This window comes from Neisseria sp. CCUG12390 (assembly GCF_047837985.1).
GTDB lineage: Bacteria > Pseudomonadota > Gammaproteobacteria > Burkholderiales > Neisseriaceae > Neisseria.
The window spans coordinates 941,985-962,048 of the sequence record NZ_CP181244.1 but is presented as its reverse complement, the minus strand read 5'-3'; the positions used below and the strand labels follow the sequence as shown (position 1 = coordinate 962,048).

Sequence of the window (20,064 nt, the reverse complement as noted above, 5' to 3'; positions counted from 1 at the left end):
AGCCTGTTTCAATGTCAGTTTATGCTTTAAGATCTTGTGGAAAGGCCTCTTGAATTTGATCGTGTAATACCAATAAATTGCTGTCAGCATCACCCATTAAATTACCTTGCTCATCTAAAATCGGTGTATCCAAAACAGCTTTAATCAGCTGCATCAATTTCACGTTCTTTAATACAATCAATTTGGCATCTTGTTCATACATTGAGTAATCCGTACCGTGATCATCAATGATTTTTTGCAAGCGTTTCAAATTGCGTCGCGAATGTTTACGTAACAAAGAAAGAATATTGCTGGCACGTTTTGCCACTGAACGGATACCTTCAGTTAATGCAATTGCAGCTTCTATATCGGTTTGAAATCTTCTTGCTTCAGTTAAATTACTGTGTGCATCATTTAATTTACCTTCTGCTTTTGACCCCATATACCAACCAGCAATCAATAATGCAGGACCCGCAGTTAATGCACCCAAAGCCATCATACCGCCTGCTACACCCATACCACCTGACGCAAGCGTACCACCACCCAACCATGCTAAAGTTGCATTGGTTGCTGCTGCGCCACTTAAAGAGCTGATTGCTGTACCTGTACCTGCTGCTGCAAATGCCATTGTACCGCTGTATGCGCCAAATGCAGTTAACGCACCTCCGGCTAAGCCTGTACCCGCCCCCAAACCTGAGCTTATTACAAAAGAAACCTGTTTCTGCATACTTAGTAAAACATCAGTACTGAATTCTTTCAAATTCAAATTACCCAAATCACCATCATGCTCAAAATCAACATTTTTAATCTGCTCAAACGTGGTCAAGAAATCTTTTACATTGGTAGCCAAAGTATCTACTTTCTTATGGCCTAAGTCTTGTAAAGCAGCCTCACATTGCACACGCGCACTGTCCAATTTCTTTTGTGCACGTTCAACTATTTCACGTGCATTTTCATTTAATGTATTTGCATCATTATTGTCAATAATCGCTTTACCACCCTTATACAGACCGGCTGCAGCTAAACCTACTCCAATAATCAATGGAATTGCCATTTTTCACTCCTTACTCATTAACCAGATCAGCCAATTCTTTATTAGCTTTAAACAACTTTTGCATCACATCTGCAAATTCTTCAATATATTCATGATCGATAGATAATACTGTACAAACAGTTTCAATCAGTTGCTCTTCTTCAGCTTCAAAGTTACCACTACTATATCCAGCACCAACCAACTCACAAATAAAGATTTTCTTTTCACGCTCTGAAAGCTTTAAACCCAATGCTTTTTTAGGCTCAACAATGGCATAAACAGTCGTGTTCAAAATTTCTTGCTTTATTTTTGGTAGGGAAGCCATACTGGCTTGAATTTTTTCGGGAGTCAGTGTCAAAATATCTTCTCCGCCCTCAACCAAATACTGCATAACATCTTGTTTAACCAAAGTATTATCTGAATATTTATTTAAAACCTCATTAATAGATTGCTTGAGAGAATACCAAAAAGCAGGAAAATGACCTTTATGAAATTCATGCTTTACAAAATCAACAGAGGAAAAAAGTATTCCTCTCCAATCAGCCCGACCAGCAGCTAATTTCTCATCAAAGGAAATACAATTCGGACTTAAAGATTCTTCTAAAAATTTCCCCACTCCATCAGAACGCCCCTTATTTGCAAACAGTTCATTTTGATACTCCGTCAGCATGGCCTCTTCTGCAATATTGATACTGGACAAAAATTTATTCAATATAACATCAGAATTTCTAGCAACCATTTTCTCCGAAGCATTATTTTCATCGGAAGCCATCATAACTAGCATAGCCAACTCTAAAAAACAGGCTTTTTTTAAAGAAGTAGAAAGCTGATTCAAAAACATAATAAAAATCTCCTAAATAATTAAAATATTATCTGAAAGCATAGCAGAATCAAGTTCCGCTAAATTATTGATACTGATTTTCTTGCCCAATATCTCGGCAAATCGGTTCATTCCCTCACAAAACTCATCTGCAGAAATATCCTCTTTTTCCAATAATGTAAAAAGTGCTGTAGTTTCCTTGTCCAACTTCGCCACTTTAGTAGCAAACAATTCTTTAAAGCCTAATTCATATTGCTTTGCCAAAACTACAGCTGCCGCACACTGCATTTCTATTGTTTGTCTTCTTTCAGCAGACAGCTTTGCTTCTTTTAATGCATCAAAAAAGCCTTGATATAGGGAATTAGTAATTGCATATCCCACTATTCCGCCAATCATTCCGCCCAATACAGGAATGGGAATTGCAATTTGCCCTATCATGGTAAAAGTGCTCGTCGACAACATACCTGTTGCAACCAGTCCCATTTCTTGCGCTAATTCTGTTTCATTAATTTCTCCTTTCACATAACCTGCAACAGACTTAGTTGTAGATAAACATACAGACACTACTGCAGCAGGCAGACCTGTTTTTGATAAATTTCTAACAATGATGCTACCTGACTGCTGCATATAGCTTTTGACAACTGAACCTGCAAATGCTGTACTATAGCCAATACCTGCCGATTTCAAAGTACCTGCCGCAGTATCCATGATTGCATCACCTAATTCTTTATCGCCCGCCCACACTGCGATCGCATTGCTGACAGCCGAAATACTACCTCCGATGGCAGCACCAAATTTTGCTCCCTCTAAACCCGCTTTATGGCTGACTCCTGCAATGTCCTTAGCTGTTTCCCAACGTGGATTTTGCCGGTATCGAATCGCTTCCTCGGTAGTTAAACCCGAATCAGTAATTTTGTGCTCTAACTTGCGATAATTTTCAGATTGTTTTTCAAGCTTATCTGCTAATTCAAACTTTCCTTCTTTACGAACAACCGTTGCTTGCTCTTTTAATTTTTGAGCCTGTTCACGACAAGTGGCTTTCATAGTTTCTACATGTTCAGTAGGGACTTCTAATTTATCTACTGACATATAACGTGAATAATCGTTTTTACCCCCTCCCTCTCCTCGTGCAATTTTTTTTAATAAGCCATCTGGGTTACTAACGAACTTCATCTGAGAAGTAGAAAGTTCTTTCCCATCTAATAATTCAACAATATCGACTGTTGTATTATTTTTTCCATAGTGCGCTAAATCTTCACTACGCATAAAACGATTAGAATTATTATCAATAATCGCCTGTGCATTACGCTTGGAAACACTTGCAACTTCAGCAGAAAAACCTGCTTGTTGCTTAATATTTTTTTCAGAATTAACTGTATAATCCGCTATTCTCAGCAAGCTACGGTCAAATTTCTGCCCGGTTTCATAGTCAATACCGCGTAACCCTTTTAAAAACTCTGCTCCTGCCGAACCATGACGATAAACAGTTTCATACAGACCACCTGCAATTGCTGCATCTCTTAAATTTTCTGTTTTTTTTGTCATTTTTATCCTTACTTTTTAAATTTCAAAATCTTTCAGATGGCTTCTGCTTAATTCCAACATTCAATGCTTTTTCTCCAAATACCTAAATAAAAACAGTATGAATAGGAATCCTAGTTTAATCAGTTTATACATAAATTTACCTCATACCTTATCCGCCAAATACGTTTTCAGACGGCCTATCACTTTCTCCTGCAAGTCCTCCGGACTGATAATCCGCAAATGCGGTATCCAGTATTGAACGGTCGGGATAATGTCCATCTCGTGAACATCGTTGCATACCAGCAGCAGGCCGCCGTTTTCGAGGTGGCGCAGGGTTTCCTGATTGGGCAGGATTTTCCGGCGTGTGAAATAGTGGACTGCGGCAGGGGCAACCTGTATCACGACTTCGGCGAGCTGGTTGCCGTGGGAAATGCTGTCGTTTTCCTGTATGCGCTGCTTCAGGGCTTCGTCGGCTTGGAAGCTTTGTTCTTGCCCGCTGATACTGCTCATTTGGGTAAAGCAAAAGGTTTTTTCTTTGCGGCCGTTGCAGTCGATGCCTACGGTGTACCAAATGCCGTTGCGGTTGACTAAGGCGTAAGGTTCCAGGGTGTAGTATTTTCGGCTGCCGTCGGATTTTTCGTAGTGGAATTCGATGATGCGGTTGTGTTCGACGGCTTGGCGGATTTTGTTGAAATCGTCGCGCCGGTCTTTTACGTTTTCGTAGGAAAGGCCTTTGATCTGTATGCTTTGGGCGAGTTGCTCGTGAAAGAAGCTGCGGTCGATTTGGGGCAGCAGGTCTTGTATGCTGCAGAATCGGGCGAAGCGTTCGATGTCTTGGGTGGTGAGCCAGCCGAGTTTGGCGGTGTCGAGACGGTAATAGCGGCGGCCTTGTTCGTCCCATTCGAGAAAGCCGAGGCGTTCGTTCAGGTCGCGCTGTATGGTGCGGATGTCGATGGCGAATTCTTCGGCGAGCCGGTGCACGTCGAGGCGTTCGCCGCTGTTGAGGCGGCGCAGGATTTGGGTAAGGCGGTGGGCGAGCTTTTCGTGTCTGCTGCTCATGGTTTCCCCTTGGTTTGGTAAGGTTTTCGCTGTGATTATAGGAAACGAAGCTGCGCGGTTATGTCGCGTCTGATTTTTTACTTCGTTATTTTTTGTGAAATTATACATTAGGGATGAAAATTTTTGAATATTTTATTCTTACATAAGAATTCTTAGCTGTTCTTTTGGCCGTCTGAATGTTGGATAGTGCTTTTTTTGTTTCAGACGGCCTTTATCGTGAAATCAACCATCAATCAAACCATCGGTCATGCTGTTGCCAAACACCGTAAGGCGGCGGGTTTGACGCAGGCGCAATTGGCGGAACGCTTGAATTTGAGTTTGGACGCGGTGTCGCGTTTGGAACGCGGCCATATTGCGCTGACTGTGGCGCGTTTGGTGGAATTGGCGGCAATTTTTGAATGCGACACAATAGATTTGCTGCAAGACGGCAGCACGCGTGTGCGTGATCAGGCGGTGCAGCTCGAACGGCTGCTGGCGCAATTGGATGAAACGGAACGGGTGGATTTGTTGAAACTGATTGATAAGATGATTGAATGGAAACGGAAATAGGCAAACAGGCCGTCTGAAAATTTTCAGACGGCCTTGGTTTTCCGCGGGCAAATAAGTTTTCTTTTTTGACAGGCTGGAACGGAAACGCGGAAATTATGCGGATATGGCTTTTCTGTTTTCACGCAGATTCAAACGAAGAAGCCGCGTGATGTCAAAGGCCGTCTGAAAAATAAACTTGTTTTTCAGACAGCCTTGGTTTCTATTCAATCTTGCTTCTGCATTTTCAGCCAAAACAGACGGCGGCAGTTGTCGCCGAAGCGTTTGCGTTCGGGTGTGATTTTTCCGTGTGGCGGATGCTGCAAAACCTGATAGCTGATTTCGCAGGGTAAACACGCGGATTCCCCGAGGGAGAAATCGAAATTGCCTTCGTCCTGCTCCAAGGCGTAGCGCAATACTGTGCCGTCGGCGAAACGGTACACGGTTTCGGCTGTCAGGCCGTCTGAAAGGTTTTCAGACGGCGTATCGCTTTTGGAAACCAGCTCTGCGCCGCCTAATCCGTGGGCGGCGCGGACATAGCGGCCCAATGGAAATTCCATGATTATTCTGCCTCTTCAATCCATGCCTGCTGCACGGCTTCGAGAATGCGCTCGCCGCAACGTGCGGGGTCGTCATCAAAGTTGGGCAAGGCCATAATCAAATCGCGCAAGTGGGTGAAGCGGATGGTTTTCGGGTCGATGTCGCCGTGCAGGTCGTAAAGTTCTTCGGCGATGCGTTGGGTATCGGTCCATTTCATATTGTGTCCTTTCGGTGATTGGTGTGGTTTTGAAACAGTATGGCAAACTCAAAACGGTAGGCTGTAGCGAGATGACATACACGTTTTTACACTTTCTGATGCAACTAAACCGCTAAAATCCGTTCTTAAGCCTGTTGTCATGCAGTAAAAGGATTTCTTGATGAATAATAACTTGAATGCCAAACTTTCCAAGTTGGTTTACACACCCATGTCCGATACTGAAGACGGTATCTCAGAAGCCGCAAGCTTTGACCGCTTCATTCTGCTGATTCGCCGAATCTACCAGATGCTCGACGAACAGAACGGCCTGACTCAGGTCACTTTGCGCATCCGCAGCGGCCAGAAGCAAGGCTTGGTGACATTGGATGCGGCTGCGCCTCAAACCGATTCCGCCACATTGCGTTTGAAACGCTGGAGCGTGTATTCGGGTATCGCCAAGCATTTGGCCGGCTGCAACGATTTGTCTGTGACTCTGCAGGATACCGTCATTGCGGATTCTGCGGAAAAAGAGAGCTGCGCCGAGGCCATCGACGGGATAATCGCCCGATTCGGTCTGACGGAGAAAGCCGCGTCCGAACCGGCGTTGCAAACCCCGCCGGCCGAAACTGGAGCGACGGAAGCAGATGAAGCAGAGCCGTCTAAAAAAAGCATCCGGAGCATCATTGCCTATCGCGGAAAAAGTCTGAACCGGATTGGTACGCAAGCCAAAACGGAAACGTACAAATCCGCCCCTGCCGGCAATTCGCTCCGCGTTTCCCGTCTCAGCTTCGGCGGTTACAAACAAAAATAAGTTTTCACCGTATGATTCAAGCGGTACGGATTAAGGCCGTCTGAAACCGGATATTACGGTTTCAGACGGCCTTGTCGTCAATGGTCTTCGCGTGCGTGGTTGATGGTGTATTTCGGAATTTCCACCACCAAATCTTCATCGGCCACCACCGCCTGACAGCTCAAACGCGAATCGGCTTCCAAGCCCCATGCCTGATCCAGCAGGTCTTCCTCGATTTCGGTCGGCTCTTCCAAACTGTCGAAACCTTTGCGGATAATGACGTGGCAGGTGGTACACGCGCAGGATTTTTCGCAGGCGTGGTCGACTTCGATGTCGTGATCCAGCAAAACGTCCAATACGGTTTTGCCTTGCGGTGCGTTGTCGATAACGGCACCTTCGGGACACAGGGTTGCGTGCGGTAATACGGTAATTTTCGGCATTTTATCTTCTCGTTGATGTCAATGGTTTGTGTCGGGCATATGTAACACAATGCCTTTTTGTTTTAAATTTTCCAAGCATTCCAGCAGATAATCCGCATCATGCTCGGGGTATCGGGTTGTCGGCCGGTAACGGCGTCTGCACCGCGTAAGGCGGCTCGGTTTTGCCGCGGTACAGCGGGTCGGACCACGCTTCGTCAGGCCGGTAGCCGCGCCGGTGCATTTCCTGCATCACCAGCACATGATACTGAAAAAGCTTGTACGGCGGATGGGTAAACACATAATCCACCGTCGCATGAGGCCGCCCCCAACCCGCACCGCGCAAAGCGGCGCATTCGCGGTGTTGCCCCAAAAGCTGTTGGCGCAGCAGTCGGGGAATCAGGGATTCGTGCCACAGACGCATGGTTTTCTTTTACCGGCTTTCAGACGGCCTGATGCGGCGGAATCACGATTCCGTCAACTTTTCCGGCCAGAAACTGCAAATATTTTCCGTCTTCGCCGTCCCACAAATATTCGTCGCCCAGCTCATAGGCGGTCTGCAGGGCTTCGAGCGCGGTTTGTTCGTCGCCTAATTCCAACCGGCTTTGCCCCAAACGCAGATAGATAAACGGATTATCGACCGCATTGATGTTCGCCAGCGCAGCGGTCAAATCCTTCACGGCCTGATGAAATTTGCCGTTCAGAAAATTCACGTCGCCCATCGCCACCAAAATCCACGTCGCCGCTTCCCATTGTTCTTTCGGCTCGGGCAAAAGTTTCCATGCTTCTTTGTATTGCTTCAGGGCTTCGCTGAATTGCCCGTTGTCGGCCAACTCATCGCCTTGGTCACACAATGCGTTGATTTTTTGGTATAGGTCTTGATTCAAGGATTCCATATAGGCTTTCTTTTTTTCAGACGGCCTCAATCCAATTGATGCCGTCTGAAGCTGCTTAAATATTATCCACACTCTGCCCCGTCAGCGCGCGCTGGATATTGCGGTTCATGCGCTTGGCGGCGAAACCGTCGGTGCTGTGGCTCAAAGCGGTAACGGCGGCACGAATCTCATCGGCGTTGCCGTCTTTCAGACGGCCTTGCAGCGTGTCGATGTCTGCCTGAATGGTCGCCAATTCTTCGGCATCGAGCAAATCGCTGTCGAGTTCGAGCGCGGCCTGAATCGCATCCGTCAGGCTTTCCGCCTCGACCACCGCTTCGGCGCGCGCGCGCGCGGCCATGTCTTCGGCGGCATTGCTCATGCCGTCTTTAAGCATTTGCGTAATCACTTCGTCATCAAGGCCGTATGAAGGCTTCACTTCGATTTGCGCGCTCACACCGGTGGTTTGCTCTTGCGCAGACACAGAAAGTAAACCGTCGGCATCGACTTGGAACGTAACCCGAATCCGTGCCGCGCCCGCCACCATCGGCGGAATGCCGCGCAAAGTGAATTTCGCCAAACTGCGGCAATCGGACACCAGCTCGCGTTCGCCCTGCACCACATGAATCGTCATCGCGGTTTGGCCGTCTTTAAAGGTGGTGAATTCCTGCGCGCGCGCCACCGGCAGCGTGCTGTTGCGCGGAATGATTTTTTCCGCCAAGCCGCCGTAGGTTTCCAAACCGAGCGATAAAGGCGTTACGTCGAGCAGCAGCCATTCGCCGTCGGCCTTGTTGCCGGCCAGCACATTGGCCTGCACCGCCGCACCGAGTGCCACCACTTCGTCGGGATTCAGATTGTTCAGCGGCGTTTGGCCGAAGAACGTCGCCACCGCCTGCTGGACGTGCAGCATCCGTGTCGAACCGCCGACCATAATCACGCCTTTGATGTCGGTTTTGGCCACGCCCGCGTCTTTCAACGCCTGCTTCACCGGCTCGATGGTTTTCTGCACCAAATGCTGCGTCAGGTTGTGGAACTCTTGCCGCGTAATGCTTACGTCAACTTTGTGGCCGTCTGAAAGCGTGGTTTGTACGGTTGCGCTGGTTTCAGTGGTCAATGTTTCTTTGGCTTCACGGGTCAGAGCCAGCAGCAGCTGGCTGTCCTGCTCGTTGAGTTTCGACAAGTCGGCGCGTTCCAAAATATGGCAGAACAGACGATGGTCGAAATCGTCGCCGCCCAGCGCGGAATTGCCGCCCGTGGCTTTTACTTGGAACAAGCCCTCGGTCAGCTGCAACACGGATACATCGAATGTGCCGCCGCCCAAATCGTACACGACAAACGTACCTTCCGAGCCGTTGTCCAAACCGTAGGCAATCGCCGCCGCCGTCGGCTCGTTGAGCAGGCGCAGCACATTCAATCCGGCCAAACGCGCCGCGTCTTTGGTGGCCTGGCGTTGCGCGTCGTCAAAATACGCGGGCACGGTAATCACCGCCCCCGTCAAACCGCCGCCCAAGCTCTCTTCGGCACGCGCTTTCAGGGTTTTCAAAATCTCTGCCGACACTTCAATCGGCGTTTTCGCCCCCTGCCGCGTGTTCAACTCAATCACGCGTTCGTTTTCGCCGAAGCGGTAAGGCAGATAGTGCGGCTCTTTCGACAAATCCGCCAGCGTGCGGCCGATTAAGCGTTTGGCGGAACTGACCGTATTGAGCGGATCGATTTTCTGCGCCTTCAACGCATCCACACCGACTTCGATGCGGCCGTTTTCGCAATAGCGTACGACGGACGGAAGGGTTTTGCGGCCGCGCTCGTCGGCCAGACAGACCGCGCTGCCGCTGCGCACGGTTGCGACCAGGCTGTTGGTGGTGCCGAGGTCGATGCCTACGGCCAGACGGTGTTGGTGTGGTGCGGCAGACATGCCGGGTTCGGAAATTTGCAAAAGTGCCATGGATTGCGTGCCTTTTGGTTTTATTGTGTCATCGGCGGTATTCTAACAGATTTGGCGCGGATAGTTGAGCGGTTTGGTCGGGAATAGCCGGTGTCAATCAGGCTGTTAACGGAAGCAATGCCTTTCAGACGACCCTTTTCCGCTACGCATCCGGACAGGCCGTCTGAAAACATGATTTTTTTCAGACGGCCTTTAGTTATATTGCGAATCCTTATACAATTCCCATACCCCAAAACCATTTCAGGACACACCGTGCAACCCATCGAATACTGCCGCCGAAAAGCCGCTGAAAGCGGCTCCAGCTTTCTCTCCGGCTTCAAATTCCTGCCGGCGCACCGGCGCGACGCGATGACGGTGCTATATGCTTTCTGCCGCGAACTCGACGACGTGGTCGATGATTGCAGCGACAAAAATATTGCCCAAACCACGCTCAACTGGTGGCGCGCGGATTTGGCCAAAGCCTTTTCAGACGGCCTGCCCGAACACCCCGTCAACCAAGCCTTACAGCCTGTTGCCGCGCAGTTCAGCCTGCCGCAAAGCGAGTTTGTCGAACTCATCGACGGTATGCAGATGGATTTGAATCAGGCGCGCTACGCCACCTTTGACGAACTCAAACTCTACTGCCGCCGCGCCGCCGGCGTGGTCGGCTGCCTGATTGCCCGCATTTTGGGTTTTACCGACCCGCAAACACTGGATTACGCCGACAAAATGGGCTTGGCCTTGCAGCTTACCAACATCATCCGCGATGTCGGTGAAGACGCGCGCAACGGCCGCATTTACCTGCCGACGGAAGAGTTGCAGCGGTTTAACGTCCCCGCCGCCGTCATCATGCAATACTGCCCTACGCCCGAATTCGGCGAACTCATGGCCTTCCAAATCCGCCGCGCCCGCGACACCTACCGCCAAGCCCTAGACCTCCTGCCTGCTGCCGACCAAAAAAACCAAAAAGTCGGCTTGGTCATGGCCGCGATTTACTACGCCCTGCTCAACGAAATCGAACGCGACGGCGCGCAGAACGTGTTGAAATACAAAATCGCCATTCCCTCGCCGAGAAAAAAACGGATTGCGCTAAAGACTTGGCTGTTTGGGTTTATGGTTTGATTTTTTAGGAATTTGGCAGAATCCGGTAGGTTGGGTTGATAAACCCAACGAAAACCGTTGGGCTTCGGGAAATGTTGGGTCATGACCCAACCTACGGCTTGCTATTCGACCATGCCGTCTGAAAACCGTTTTCAGACGGCATGGATTATATGGTTCCCCTAAAACCCCCTTACCGCATGGGCAACGAGTGCCCACCCTATACGCGTCAGGATTGCTGTTATAATTCCCACATTCCATACTCAGGCCGTCTGAAAAAATTCCGGCCAATCCCAAACTTTTCCACCCAAAAGAACCCATGCCCCATACTCAAAACCCCAAACCCAAAATCGCCGTAATCGGTGCCGGCTGGAGCGGCTTGTCGGCGGCGGTCAAACTCGTTCACCGCGCGGATGTTACCCTGTTCGAAGCGGGCAAGCTCGCGGGCGGGCGGGCGCGGTCGTTCGGCGGCGACAAGGGCGGTTTTTCGTTTCTCGACAACGGCCAGCACATCATGCTCGGCGCGTATCACGGCGTGTTGACGCTGATGAAGCAGATCGGCGTGCGCGAACAAGATGCGTTTGTGCGGCTGCCGCTGCAATGGTATCTGCACGACGGTTTGCGGTTTCAGGCAGCCTCCCTGCCTGCACCGTGGCATATTTTGGCCGGGGTGCTGCGCGGAAAAAATCTTTCGTTTTTCCATAAAATCAAACTGTTAAACGATATGAACGCGCTGAAAAGCCGCCACCGCACCGCCCTACCCGACACCACCGTCGGCGCATGGCTGAACCGCCGAAATACGCCGCGCAAGCTGATTGCGCAGTTTTGGCAGCCGCTGGTCTGGGGCGCGCTCAATACGCCGTTGGACAAGGCAAGTCTGAATATTTTGTGCAACGTGCTTTCAGACGGCGTGTGGGCGGACAAGGCCGGCAGCGATTATCTGCTGCCGAAAACGGATTTGGGCAACATCGTCGCCGAACCTGCGCTGAAATTTTTGCGCGAACACGGGGCGAAAATCCATCTGGAAACGCGCGTTCCGCGTTTGGAAAACCTGCCGAACGGTCAGGTAAAGGTCAACGGCGAAGCGTTTGACGCGGCGGTGTTGGCCGTCGCGCCTTATCATGCGGCCGCATTGATGCCGTCTGAAACGCCGGATTATATTCAGACGGCTTGTCAAAATCTCGAATACCGCGCGATTACCACGGTTTATCTGCGCTACGCCCAAGCGGTGAAGCTGCCTGCGGCGATGACGGGCTTTGCCGAAGGCACGGCGCAATGGCTGGTTTCGCGCGGCGCGCTCGGTTTGCCGCCGAACGAAATCGCCGCCGTGGTGAGCGTGTCCGACCATGCGGGTGCGTTCAAGCCTGACGAATGGGCAGAAAAAATCCATGCCGACGTGAAACGTGTCTGCCCCGATGTCGGCGAACCCGTTGCCGCCCGCGTGATTACCGAAAAGCGTGCCACCGTTGCCGCCACTGCCAACCGCACCCTGCCCGATTTAGCCTGGCTGCACCACCGCAAAATCTACCCCTGCGGCGATTACCTGCACCCTCGCTATCCGGCCACACTGGAAGCGGCGGTGCAGTCGGGCATGGCGGCGGCGGATTTGTGCATTCAGGATTGGCAGACGCGGCGTTGATTTTTTCAGACGGCCTTGCACACCGTTCCACATTCCGGCTTATCCTGCCATACGGAACCGGCTCCGTTTGAATCAAACCGAATCAGCGCACGGCCAATCAAGCAGGTTGTCATCGTTAGCAAACTGCAATACACTGTTAACATTCTTTAAAAGGCCGTCTGAAACATAAAATTTTCAGACGGCCTCGGTCAGCCATTAAGGAAGTCTCATGTCGACATTGAAAAACAAAACCCTCATCGTTACCGGCGCATCGCAAGGCTTGGGCGAACAGGTGGCCAAAGCCTACGCCGCCGCCGGTGCGACCGTGATTCTGATTGCGCGCCACCAGAAACGTCTGGAAAAAGTGTACGACGCGATTGTCGAAGCCGGCCATGCCGAGCCTTTCGCCATCTGCTTCGACCTCTTGACCGCCGAAGACAAAGAGTTCGACCAACTGGCCGCCACCGTCGCCGAAGCCGCGCAAGGCAGAATCGACGGCATCGTGCATTGCGCCAGCTACTTCAATGCCCTGTCGCCATTGGATTTCCAAACCGTGCCCGACTGGGTGAAACAGTTCCGCATCAACACCATCGCCCCGATGGGCCTGACCCGTGCGTTCGCCCCTTTGCTGAAAGAATCGCCCGACGCTTCGGTCATTTTCGTCAGCGAAAGCCACGGCGAAACGCCGCAAGCCTACTGGGGCGGCTTCGGCGCGTCCAAAGCCGCGCTCAACTACTTGGGCAAAGTCGTCGCCGACGAATGGGAACGCTTCCCCAACCTGCGCGCCAATATCTTGGTGCCGGGCGCGATTAACTCGCCGCAGCGCATCAAATCCCACCCGGGCGAATCGCAAAGCGAACGCAAAACCTACGAAGACGTGTTGCCGCAATTCGTTTGGTGGGTAAGCGAAGAAAGCAAAGGGCGCACGGGCGAGATTGTTTATTTGTGATTTCGCTTCCAAATTGGAAAAGGCCGTCTAAAAAATTTTCAGACGGCCTTTGTTCAAACATTGGGTATAAAACGGTAAGGTTGCCGCGTTTTTCTAATCACCCAAGCGGAAAATGAATTTGGCATCAAACACCGTCCGGCCTTTGGCCTGAAAAGCCGTTCGGTATGCCGCTTCGACGACCGCGTTGTCCAATATGGGATGACCGCTGCTGCGAATCACCTTGACCTGACGGACACGGTTTTCCGGCGAAACCCAAATACGCACACGGACTTCGCCTTCCAGCCCATCTTCTACTGCCGAAACAGGATAAACAACCTGACGTGCCAATGCCTGATGGTTTGCCGCTACTAGTGCTTGATGGTTTATCGCCTTTATAGATTTATCATACTTTGAAACCGTACCATCGGCTGCGGCAACGGGCATGGCAACGGTAAGCAGAGCCGCCGTCAGCATTGCGCCTAAAAGTTTGTTTTTCAATCGATTTTCCTTTCCCATACTTTTTCAGACGGCCTTTTTTCCGCCGGTAAGGTTTTGAGACCGCCGAAATGCCGTTTGGTTCACCCTGCCCCGACAGGCCGTCTGAAAATCAGATTTCAGACGGCCTTTATCCGCAATATAACAAAATCATCTTTCTATCAAACAAACCATTCTTTCCCTTTTTCAGACGGCCTGTTTAAAGTATGCGCTATCCTGCATTCTGAAAAGAGAAACCGCATGTCTATCCAAAACCACCATCTCGACTGGCTGGAAGCCGAATCCATCCACATCATCCGCGAAGTCATCGCCGAGGCGAAGAATCCGGCTTTGTTGTTTTCCGGCGGCAAAGATTCCGTCGTATTGCTGTCGCTGGCGGTCAAAGCGTTCCAAATCGAAGGCCGTCCGCTGAAACTACCGTTCAAACTGCTGCACGTCGATACCGGCCACAATTACCCCGAAGTGATTCGGTTCCGCGACGAAACCGTGGCGCGCACGGGCGTGCAGCTGGTAGTGGGCAGCGTGGAAGATTCGATTCGAAAAGGCACGGTCGTATTGCGCCGCGAAACCGATTCGCGCAATGCCGCGCAAGCCGTTACGCTGGTGGAAACCATCGAAGAACAGGGCTTTGACGCGCTGATGGGCGGCGCGCGGCGCGACGAAGAAAAAGCGCGGGCGAAAGAGCGGATTTTCTCGTTCCGCGACGAATTCGGCCAATGGGATCCGAAAAACCAGCGTCCCGAATTGTGGTCGCTGTACAATACGCGCCTGTTCCCCGGCGAAAACATGCGCGTGTTCCCGATTTCCAACTGGACGGAACTCGACATCTGGCAATACATCGCACGCGAAAAACTCGCCCTGCCGCCGATTTACTACACCCACAAGCGCGAAGTGGTCGAACGCGACGGCCTTCTGATTCCGGTCACGCCGCTCACGCCCAAACGCGACGGCGAAACCTCCGTCATCCGCGACGTGCGCTTCCGTACCGTCGGCGACATTTCCTGCACCGCGCCCGTAGCCAGCACTGCCGCCACACCGGAAGACATCATCGCCGAAACCGCCGCCGCCACGATTTCCGAACGCAGCGCAACCCGCATGGACGACCGCGTTTCCGAAGCGGCGATGGAAGAGCGCAAGAAAGCAGGCTATTTCTGAAGCAGGTAAACAAAGGCCGTCTGAAAAATTTCAGACGGCTTCTTATTTTCAGGCATATGTTTTCAAACCAATCCGCAGGGTGGGTGCAAACCCACCGTTTGATGCCGTCTGAAAAGCGGCGGGGTTGACACCCGTCCTACAAGCTGCCTGACAAGTTTCAGAGATATTTGCTGACAGCAAAGGCCGTCTGAAATATTTTCAGACGGCCTCCAATCCCTTGTTCACCCGGCCTTACGGTTAATCCACCACACCAGCGACAGCATCACCGGCACTTCCACCAGCACGCCGACCACCGTGGCCAGTGCCGCGCCCGAGTTCAGCCCGAACAGCGAAATCGCCACGGCCACGGCCAGCTCGAAAAAGTTGCTCGTGCCGATCAAGCAGGCGGGCGCGGCGATTTCGTGCGGCAGGTTCAGACGTTTGGCCATGATCCGTCCCAAAAAGAAAATGCCGTAGGTCTGCACCAAAAGCGGTATGGCGATGAGCACAATCACGGCGGGCTTGGCGAGAATGGTCTGCGCTTGGAAGGCAAACAGCAACACCACGGTCAGAACCAGCCCGGCAACGGAAAACGGTTTCAGACGGCCTGCGAACGCCGCTACCGGTTTGCCGGCCCGCAGTAGATGCCTGCGCGTGAGCCAGCCCGCCAGCAGCGGCAGCAGCACATACAATACCGTGCTGAACAGCAGCGTGTTCCACGGAATCTCAATATCGCTCACGCCCAGCAGCACGCCCGCAATCGGCGCGAATGCGAAAATCATAATAATGTCGTTCACCGATACCTGCACCAGCGTGTAATTCGGATCGCCCTTCACCAGCTGCGACCACACGAACACCATCGCGGTACACGGCGCGACACCCAGCAGAATCATGCCGGCGATGTATTCCTGTGCGGACTGCGCGTCCACCCAATCCGCGAAAAACACGCGGAAAAACAGCCAGCCGACCACGGCCATCGTAAACGGCTTGACCAGCCAGTTGATGACCACCGTCATCGCCAGCCCCTGCGGTTTTCTGCCCACGTCTTTCACGGCAGACCAGTCAATCTGCACCATCATCGGGTAAATCATCAGCCAAATCAGCACCGCCACAGGCACGTTCACATGCGCCACTTCCATCCGCGCCACCCATTGGAACGCGCTCGGAAAAGCCGCCCCCAACGCCACGCCGGCGGCAATCGCCAAGGCTACCCATACGGTCAGGAAACGCTCGAAAATACCCATTTCAATTCCTTATTTGATTAAACAATACCTGTCAGGCCGTCTGAAAACGTTTCAGACAGGCATAGGGTCGTAGGCGGGTTTCCCCACCCGCCGTTTCACGGCAGCCGATTGCCGGTTTGCCGCACGTTTGGCAGTTTTTCAGACGGCATCGGTATGCAGGGGCGCAATCACGCCGCCGTCTTCTTTGACAAACGGTTCTCGCAGCGGCACGGGCGAAATGTCCAAAAAGCTTTCAGACGGCCTGCACAGCTTCACACCTTTTTCCGTTACCACAATTGGGCGGTTTATGAGCAGCGGCTCGCGCAGCATCGCGGCAATCAGCGCATCATCATCCAAAGCCGGATTGTCCAGCCCCAAATCTTCATAAGGCGGCACGTTGGCACGCAGCAAATCGCGCGGCGCAACATTCATGACATTCAGCAGGCCGCGCAGCGTTGCCTCGTCGGGCGGAGTTTGCAGATATTCGACAATCTGCGGCTCGATGCCCAAATGGCGGATTAAGGCCAGCACATTTCGCGAAGTGCCGCAGTCGGGATTGTGGTAGATGGTTACGTTCATATCCAATACTCAATAGTTCAAGAAATATAGAAATATCTGGCTAAAATTTTTTTCAGACGGCATCGCAGGTTCAGGCCGTCTGAAACGCCGTCTGAAACGCCGTCTGAAAACTGATAGGCCGTCAACGGCAGCATTCTCCCGTTTCCGCACAACAATTCTGCGTGAGAAATCCGGTTAAGGCCATCATCAAATCCAGTTGCGCGAAGTAGCGGACAAACCGCCCTTCCTGTTCGGCGCGAACCAAGCCGGAATGACTTAAGGTTTTCAGATGAAACGACAAATTATTCGGCGCAAGATTCAGCTGCTTGGCCAAATCCCCTGCCACCATGCCCTTGCTGCCCGCAGCGGCCAATTGCTGGAAAACCGCCAACCGGACGGGAGACGACAGACTTTCAAACAGTTTGCTTGCATGTAAAGTATCCATGCACGGCATTGTAAACCTGTCATTTCCACCATTCAAGATTTATTGAAATATTTTTTCGGCTCATGCGGCAGGTTCAAACGGCCTGCACAGCCCCGAACAGACAAAGGCCGTCTGAAAAATTTCAGACGGCCTTTCACTTTATTTCCGCTTCAGCAGTCTCAACGCATTGCCCAGCACCAACAGCGAACTCAGGCTCATGCCCAGTGCGGCAATCCACGGTTTGACGTACCCCAACACCGCCAGCGGCACGGCGATGATGTTGTAGGCACTTGCCCACGTCAGGTTCTGCCGGATGATTTGGTGCGTTCGGCGGGCTTGGTCGAGCATCAACGGCAACACGCGCATATCGTCGTTGAGCAGCACCACGTCCGCACCGTCGCGCGCCACGTCCGCACCGCCGGCCACCGCCACGGAAACGTCCGCCTGAGCCAACACGGGCGCGTCGTTGATGCCGTCGCCCACCATCAGCACCTTACGTCCTTGTTTTTGCAGCGATTCCACATAATTCAATTTGTCTTCCGGCGCGGCTTCGGCGCGGTAAGCGTCCAGCCCCAAGCGTTCGGCGACATGGGTCACGGCGGCTTCGCGGTCGCCGCTCAACAAATGTAGACGGATGCCTTTGTCTTTCAAATCGGCCAGCATTTCCGCTGCGCCGTCTTTGATTTCGTCTTCCAGCAGAAAGGCCGTCTGAAAACCGCCCTGGTTGCCGAGAAACACCATGCTGCCGTTGTGCACAATATCGGCGGCTTCGGGCAACACGCCTGCGATTTCGGCCACGAACTCCGCCCGTCCCAACGCCCAAACCTGCGTTTCGCCCCGAAAGGTAATCTGCGCGCTCACGCCGTGGCCGACGCGGTTGACGCGCTGCCGCACCGTCAGACCGTCTGAAAACGCGCCGTCTTGCGCATGATTCAGAATCGCGCGTGCAATCGGGTGTTCGGACTGCTGCTCCAAGGCTTGCGCCACCGCCAAACCCTCTTCGTTTTTCAGACGGCCTAAGGCAATGATTTTGCTGACGGAAAGCGCGCCGCGTGTGAGTGTGCCGGTTTTGTCGAACACGACGTCATCCACTTGCGCCAGGGCTTCCAAAGCGTTTTTGCCGCCGATTAACACGCCGTCTTTGGCGAGCGAGCCGGTCGAGGCCGCCAGCGCGGTCGGCGTGGCCAGCGACAGGGCGCACGGGCAGGTAATCACCAGCAGCGCGACGGTAATCCACAGCGCGGTTTGCGCATCGGCATACAGCGTCCAGCCGATAAAAACGGGGACGGCCAAAATCAATTCGGCGGCCACGAAATTCGAGGCATATTTTTCCGCCAATTCCGCCACGCGCGGTTTTTGCGCCAGCGCGCGGTCGAGCAGTTTGACGATGTGCGACAGGCGCGTTCCGCTGCCGACGGTATCGGTGCGGATAATCAGCGGGCTTGCGGTGTTGAGCGTGCCGGCAATCACTTTGTCGCCGTCATGTTTGGCCACGGGCAGGCTCTCGCCGGTAAGCATGGCTTCGTTGACTTCGCTCTGACCCGACAGCACCGTGCCGTCCACCGGAACCACTTCGCCCGGCTTCACGACAATCACGTCGCCCTGCTGCAACTTGGCCACCACGGCTTCTTCCGCGGCCTTGCTGTCCGGATAGTCCGTCAGGCGGTGGCAGAACGCGGGAACGAGCTTGACCAGCCGCTCCGCCGCATCACCTGCCTTGCGCCGTGCAATCTGTTCCATAAACCGGCCGCCGAGCAGGAAAAACATCAGCATGGCGATGGATTCGAAATACATGCCCTCGCTGGTGTTCTGCACCATGCTGTAAATCCCCGCGGCAAACGTCATCACCACGGCCAGCGCAATCGGCGTATCCATACCGGCGCGGCGGTTTTTCATATCGCGCAGCGCACCTTTGTAAAACGGCACGGCACAATAAAACACCACCGGCAGTACCATCAGAAAGCCGCCCCAATGCAGGATTTGCAGGTAAAGCGGTTCGATGTCGTCGCCGTAAAGATAGGTCGGCAGGGCGAACATCATAGTCTGCATGGCGCACATGCCCGCCACCGCCAGGCGCACGATAAACTGTTTGCGCTCTTTGTTGGCCGATTCTTCCACTTTTTGCGCATCATAAGGCGATGCGGTATAACCGGTCGACTGGATGCGCAACAAAATATCGGAAAGCGCGACTTGGCTGTTGTCCCACGAGACGCGCGCGCGGTGGGTGCTGTAATTCAAATCGACGCGCCTCACCCCGGGCAGACGCAAAAGCTGCTGTTCAATCAGCCACACGCAGGCCGCGCAGGTAATGCCGCCGAGCATCAGCACCGCTTCGCGCCCGCCGCCCTCGCCCGCTTCGACAAATTCGGCCTGCACCTCGGGCAAATCGTACAGTTTGAGCTGCGACAGAATATCGGCCTCTGGCAGCGCGGCTTTTTCCGCATCGGCGGTACGCTGTTTGTAGTAGTTGCCCAAACCGGCATCGATGATGCTTTGCGCCACCGCCTGACAACCTGCGCAGCAGGTTTCGTGCGTTTCATTTTCGTAAACAACCGGCAGGTGGATGTGTTCGGGAACGTCAAGCCCGCAATGGAAACAGGTTTTTTTCATGATGGTAAATAACGATTATTGCATCCGTACGCAACAATCATGCCTTATTCAAGATAAATATCGGTATTGTTTATCAAATCAAGTGTTTATTTTGATACAGAAAAATTTCAGACGGCCTAAACATTTAAAATAAAACGAAACCGTTCCTTAATCCATTTAATTTATATTTATCAATCAGTTAACATCATTTCAAAATAAATAGGATTAAAAAACACCATTTATTGCAAAATTATTCCGATTATTTTAATGTAAAGACGGAACTTTTTTGAAAATTCCGATACATTTGCGATTGACCCGTGAA

The 20,064-nt window shown here is 52.2% G+C and carries 20 protein-coding genes and 1 pseudogene; 6 read left to right on the top strand and 15 right to left on the bottom strand.

The genetic code is table 11. From position 1 onward, the window contains the following. Positions 1-19 precede the first annotated feature (19 nt). From ACM67E_RS04495 to ACM67E_RS04480, 4 genes are all read right to left on the bottom strand, one after another. Positions 20-1,033, bottom strand: a complete 1,014-nt coding sequence (locus ACM67E_RS04495; RefSeq protein ID WP_416192417.1) for a hypothetical protein — start codon at positions 1,031-1,033, stop codon at positions 20-22. A 10-nt stretch (positions 1,034-1,043) separates the two neighbouring features. Next, on the bottom strand, positions 1,044-1,853 hold the full coding sequence (locus ACM67E_RS04490) for a hypothetical protein (protein WP_416192416.1): 810 nt from the start codon (positions 1,851-1,853) through the stop codon (positions 1,044-1,046). 12 nt (positions 1,854-1,865) lie between these two features. Next, entirely contained in the window at positions 1,866-3,377 is a 1,512-nt protein-coding gene (locus ACM67E_RS04485) for a hypothetical protein (RefSeq protein WP_416192415.1), read from the bottom strand. Positions 3,378-3,518: 141 nt separating this feature from the next. Then, entirely contained in the window at positions 3,519-4,415 is an 897-nt protein-coding gene (locus tag ACM67E_RS04480; RefSeq protein WP_416192414.1) for a helix-turn-helix transcriptional regulator, read from the bottom strand. A 216-nt stretch (positions 4,416-4,631) separates the two neighbouring features. Here ACM67E_RS04480 and ACM67E_RS04475 point away from each other — a divergent pair, with 216 nt between their 5' ends. Continuing rightward, positions 4,632-4,964 (top strand): helix-turn-helix domain-containing protein, encoded by a 333-nt coding sequence (locus ACM67E_RS04475; RefSeq protein ID WP_416192413.1) that lies wholly within the window; start codon positions 4,632-4,634, stop codon positions 4,962-4,964. 203 nt (positions 4,965-5,167) lie between these two features. Here the strand turns inward: ACM67E_RS04475 and ACM67E_RS04470 are convergent, their stop codons facing one another. Together ACM67E_RS04470 and iscX are read right to left on the bottom strand one after the other, a co-directional pair. After that, positions 5,168-5,500 (bottom strand): hypothetical protein, encoded by a 333-nt coding sequence (locus tag ACM67E_RS04470; protein ID WP_416192412.1) that lies wholly within the window; start codon positions 5,498-5,500, stop codon positions 5,168-5,170. A gap of 2 nt (positions 5,501-5,502) precedes the next feature. Further along, entirely contained in the window at positions 5,503-5,697 is a 195-nt protein-coding gene (gene iscX / locus ACM67E_RS04465) for a Fe-S cluster assembly protein IscX (RefSeq protein WP_416192411.1), read from the bottom strand. A 160-nt stretch (positions 5,698-5,857) separates the two neighbouring features. Between iscX and ACM67E_RS04460 the strand changes: the two genes are divergently transcribed. After that, positions 5,858-6,487 (top strand): hypothetical protein, encoded by a 630-nt coding sequence (locus ACM67E_RS04460; protein WP_416192410.1) that lies wholly within the window; start codon positions 5,858-5,860, stop codon positions 6,485-6,487. A gap of 77 nt (positions 6,488-6,564) precedes the next feature. Here the strand turns inward: ACM67E_RS04460 and fdx are convergent, their stop codons facing one another. The 4 genes and pseudogenes from fdx to hscA form a co-directional block, all read right to left on the bottom strand. Continuing rightward, positions 6,565-6,906 carry an ISC system 2Fe-2S type ferredoxin gene (fdx, locus tag ACM67E_RS04455; protein ID WP_416192409.1) on the bottom strand — a complete coding sequence of 114 codons (342 nt, stop codon included), beginning with the start codon at positions 6,904-6,906 and terminating at the stop codon, positions 6,565-6,567. Between the two features lie 18 nt (positions 6,907-6,924). After that, positions 6,925-7,306, bottom strand: a pseudogene (locus tag ACM67E_RS04450) (TIGR02328 family protein). Between the two features lie 19 nt (positions 7,307-7,325). Continuing rightward, positions 7,326-7,778 (bottom strand): tetratricopeptide repeat protein, encoded by a 453-nt coding sequence (locus ACM67E_RS04445; RefSeq protein ID WP_416192408.1) that lies wholly within the window; start codon positions 7,776-7,778, stop codon positions 7,326-7,328. A gap of 55 nt (positions 7,779-7,833) precedes the next feature. Further along, positions 7,834-9,696, bottom strand: coding sequence for a Fe-S protein assembly chaperone HscA (gene hscA, locus ACM67E_RS04440; protein WP_416192407.1), 1,863 nt, complete (start codon positions 9,694-9,696; stop codon positions 7,834-7,836). A 252-nt stretch (positions 9,697-9,948) separates the two neighbouring features. On the opposite strand from hscA, the gene hpnD reads away from it, so the two are divergent. The 3 genes from hpnD (at position 9,949) to ACM67E_RS04425 (ending at position 13,340) form a co-directional block, all read left to right on the top strand. Next, entirely contained in the window at positions 9,949-10,797 is an 849-nt protein-coding gene (gene hpnD, locus ACM67E_RS04435) for a presqualene diphosphate synthase HpnD (protein WP_416192406.1), read from the top strand. A 295-nt stretch (positions 10,798-11,092) separates the two neighbouring features. Beyond that, positions 11,093-12,412, top strand: a complete 1,320-nt coding sequence (gene hpnE / locus ACM67E_RS04430) for a hydroxysqualene dehydroxylase HpnE (protein ID WP_416192405.1) — start codon at positions 11,093-11,095, stop codon at positions 12,410-12,412. A 208-nt stretch (positions 12,413-12,620) separates the two neighbouring features. Further along, positions 12,621-13,340, top strand: coding sequence for an SDR family oxidoreductase (locus tag ACM67E_RS04425; RefSeq protein WP_416192404.1), 720 nt, complete (start codon positions 12,621-12,623; stop codon positions 13,338-13,340). 93 nt (positions 13,341-13,433) lie between these two features. Here ACM67E_RS04425 and ACM67E_RS04420 read toward each other — a convergent pair whose 3' ends face one another. After that, positions 13,434-13,817: an energy transducer TonB gene (locus ACM67E_RS04420; RefSeq protein WP_416192403.1), complete on the bottom strand. Its 384-nt coding sequence runs from the start codon at positions 13,815-13,817 to the stop codon at positions 13,434-13,436. A 237-nt stretch (positions 13,818-14,054) separates the two neighbouring features. Between ACM67E_RS04420 and cysD the strand changes: the two genes are divergently transcribed. Further along, complete coding sequence (cysD, locus tag ACM67E_RS04415; protein ID WP_416192402.1) at positions 14,055-14,969, top strand: sulfate adenylyltransferase subunit CysD; 915 nt, start codon at positions 14,055-14,057, stop codon at positions 14,967-14,969. Positions 14,970-15,190: 221 nt separating this feature from the next. Here the strand turns inward: cysD and arsB are convergent, their stop codons facing one another. The 4 genes from arsB to ACM67E_RS04395 form a co-directional block, all read right to left on the bottom strand. Then, entirely contained in the window at positions 15,191-16,192 is a 1,002-nt protein-coding gene (gene arsB / locus ACM67E_RS04410) for an ACR3 family arsenite efflux transporter (RefSeq protein WP_416192401.1), read from the bottom strand. 138 nt (positions 16,193-16,330) lie between these two features. Next, positions 16,331-16,750 carry an arsenate reductase (glutaredoxin) gene (gene arsC, locus ACM67E_RS04405; protein ID WP_416192400.1) on the bottom strand — a complete coding sequence of 140 codons (420 nt, stop codon included), beginning with the start codon at positions 16,748-16,750 and terminating at the stop codon, positions 16,331-16,333. 121 nt (positions 16,751-16,871) lie between these two features. Beyond that, on the bottom strand, positions 16,872-17,174 hold the full coding sequence (locus ACM67E_RS04400) for an ArsR/SmtB family transcription factor (RefSeq protein ID WP_416192399.1): 303 nt from the start codon (positions 17,172-17,174) through the stop codon (positions 16,872-16,874). Positions 17,175-17,312: 138 nt separating this feature from the next. Further along, entirely contained in the window at positions 17,313-19,763 is a 2,451-nt protein-coding gene (locus ACM67E_RS04395) for a heavy metal translocating P-type ATPase (protein ID WP_416192398.1), read from the bottom strand. Between the last annotated feature and the right edge of the window lie 301 nt (positions 19,764-20,064).

Coding starts and splice junctions, on each gene's coding strand:
- ACM67E_RS04495 (WP_416192417.1), bottom strand. CDS start 1,033: ATGGCAATTCCATTGATTATTGGAGTAGGTTTAGCTGCAGCCGGTCTG.
- ACM67E_RS04490 (WP_416192416.1), bottom strand. CDS start 1,853: ATGTTTTTGAATCAGCTTTCTACTTCTTTAAAAAAAGCCTGTTTTTTA.
- ACM67E_RS04485 (WP_416192415.1), bottom strand. CDS start 3,377: ATGACAAAAAAAACAGAAAATTTAAGAGATGCAGCAATTGCAGGTGGT.
- ACM67E_RS04480 (WP_416192414.1), bottom strand. CDS start 4,415: ATGAGCAGCAGACACGAAAAGCTCGCCCACCGCCTTACCCAAATCCTG.
- ACM67E_RS04470 (WP_416192412.1), bottom strand. CDS start 5,500: ATGGAATTTCCATTGGGCCGCTATGTCCGCGCCGCCCACGGATTAGGC.
- iscX (WP_416192411.1), bottom strand. CDS start 5,697: ATGAAATGGACCGATACCCAACGCATCGCCGAAGAACTTTACGACCTG.
- ACM67E_RS04460 (WP_416192410.1), top strand. CDS start 5,858: ATGAATAATAACTTGAATGCCAAACTTTCCAAGTTGGTTTACACACCC.
- fdx (WP_416192409.1), bottom strand. CDS start 6,906: ATGCCGAAAATTACCGTATTACCGCACGCAACCCTGTGTCCCGAAGGT.
- ACM67E_RS04445 (WP_416192408.1), bottom strand. CDS start 7,778: ATGGAATCCTTGAATCAAGACCTATACCAAAAAATCAACGCATTGTGT.
- hscA (WP_416192407.1), bottom strand. CDS start 9,696: ATGGCACTTTTGCAAATTTCCGAACCCGGCATGTCTGCCGCACCACAC.
- hpnE (WP_416192405.1), top strand. CDS start 11,093: ATGCCCCATACTCAAAACCCCAAACCCAAAATCGCCGTAATCGGTGCC.
- ACM67E_RS04425 (WP_416192404.1), top strand. CDS start 12,621: ATGTCGACATTGAAAAACAAAACCCTCATCGTTACCGGCGCATCGCAA.
- cysD (WP_416192402.1), top strand. CDS start 14,055: ATGTCTATCCAAAACCACCATCTCGACTGGCTGGAAGCCGAATCCATC.
- arsB (WP_416192401.1), bottom strand. CDS start 16,192: ATGGGTATTTTCGAGCGTTTCCTGACCGTATGGGTAGCCTTGGCGATT.
- arsC (WP_416192400.1), bottom strand. CDS start 16,750: ATGAACGTAACCATCTACCACAATCCCGACTGCGGCACTTCGCGAAAT.
- ACM67E_RS04400 (WP_416192399.1), bottom strand. CDS start 17,174: ATGGATACTTTACATGCAAGCAAACTGTTTGAAAGTCTGTCGTCTCCC.
- ACM67E_RS04395 (WP_416192398.1), bottom strand. CDS start 19,763: ATGAAAAAAACCTGTTTCCATTGCGGGCTTGACGTTCCCGAACACATC.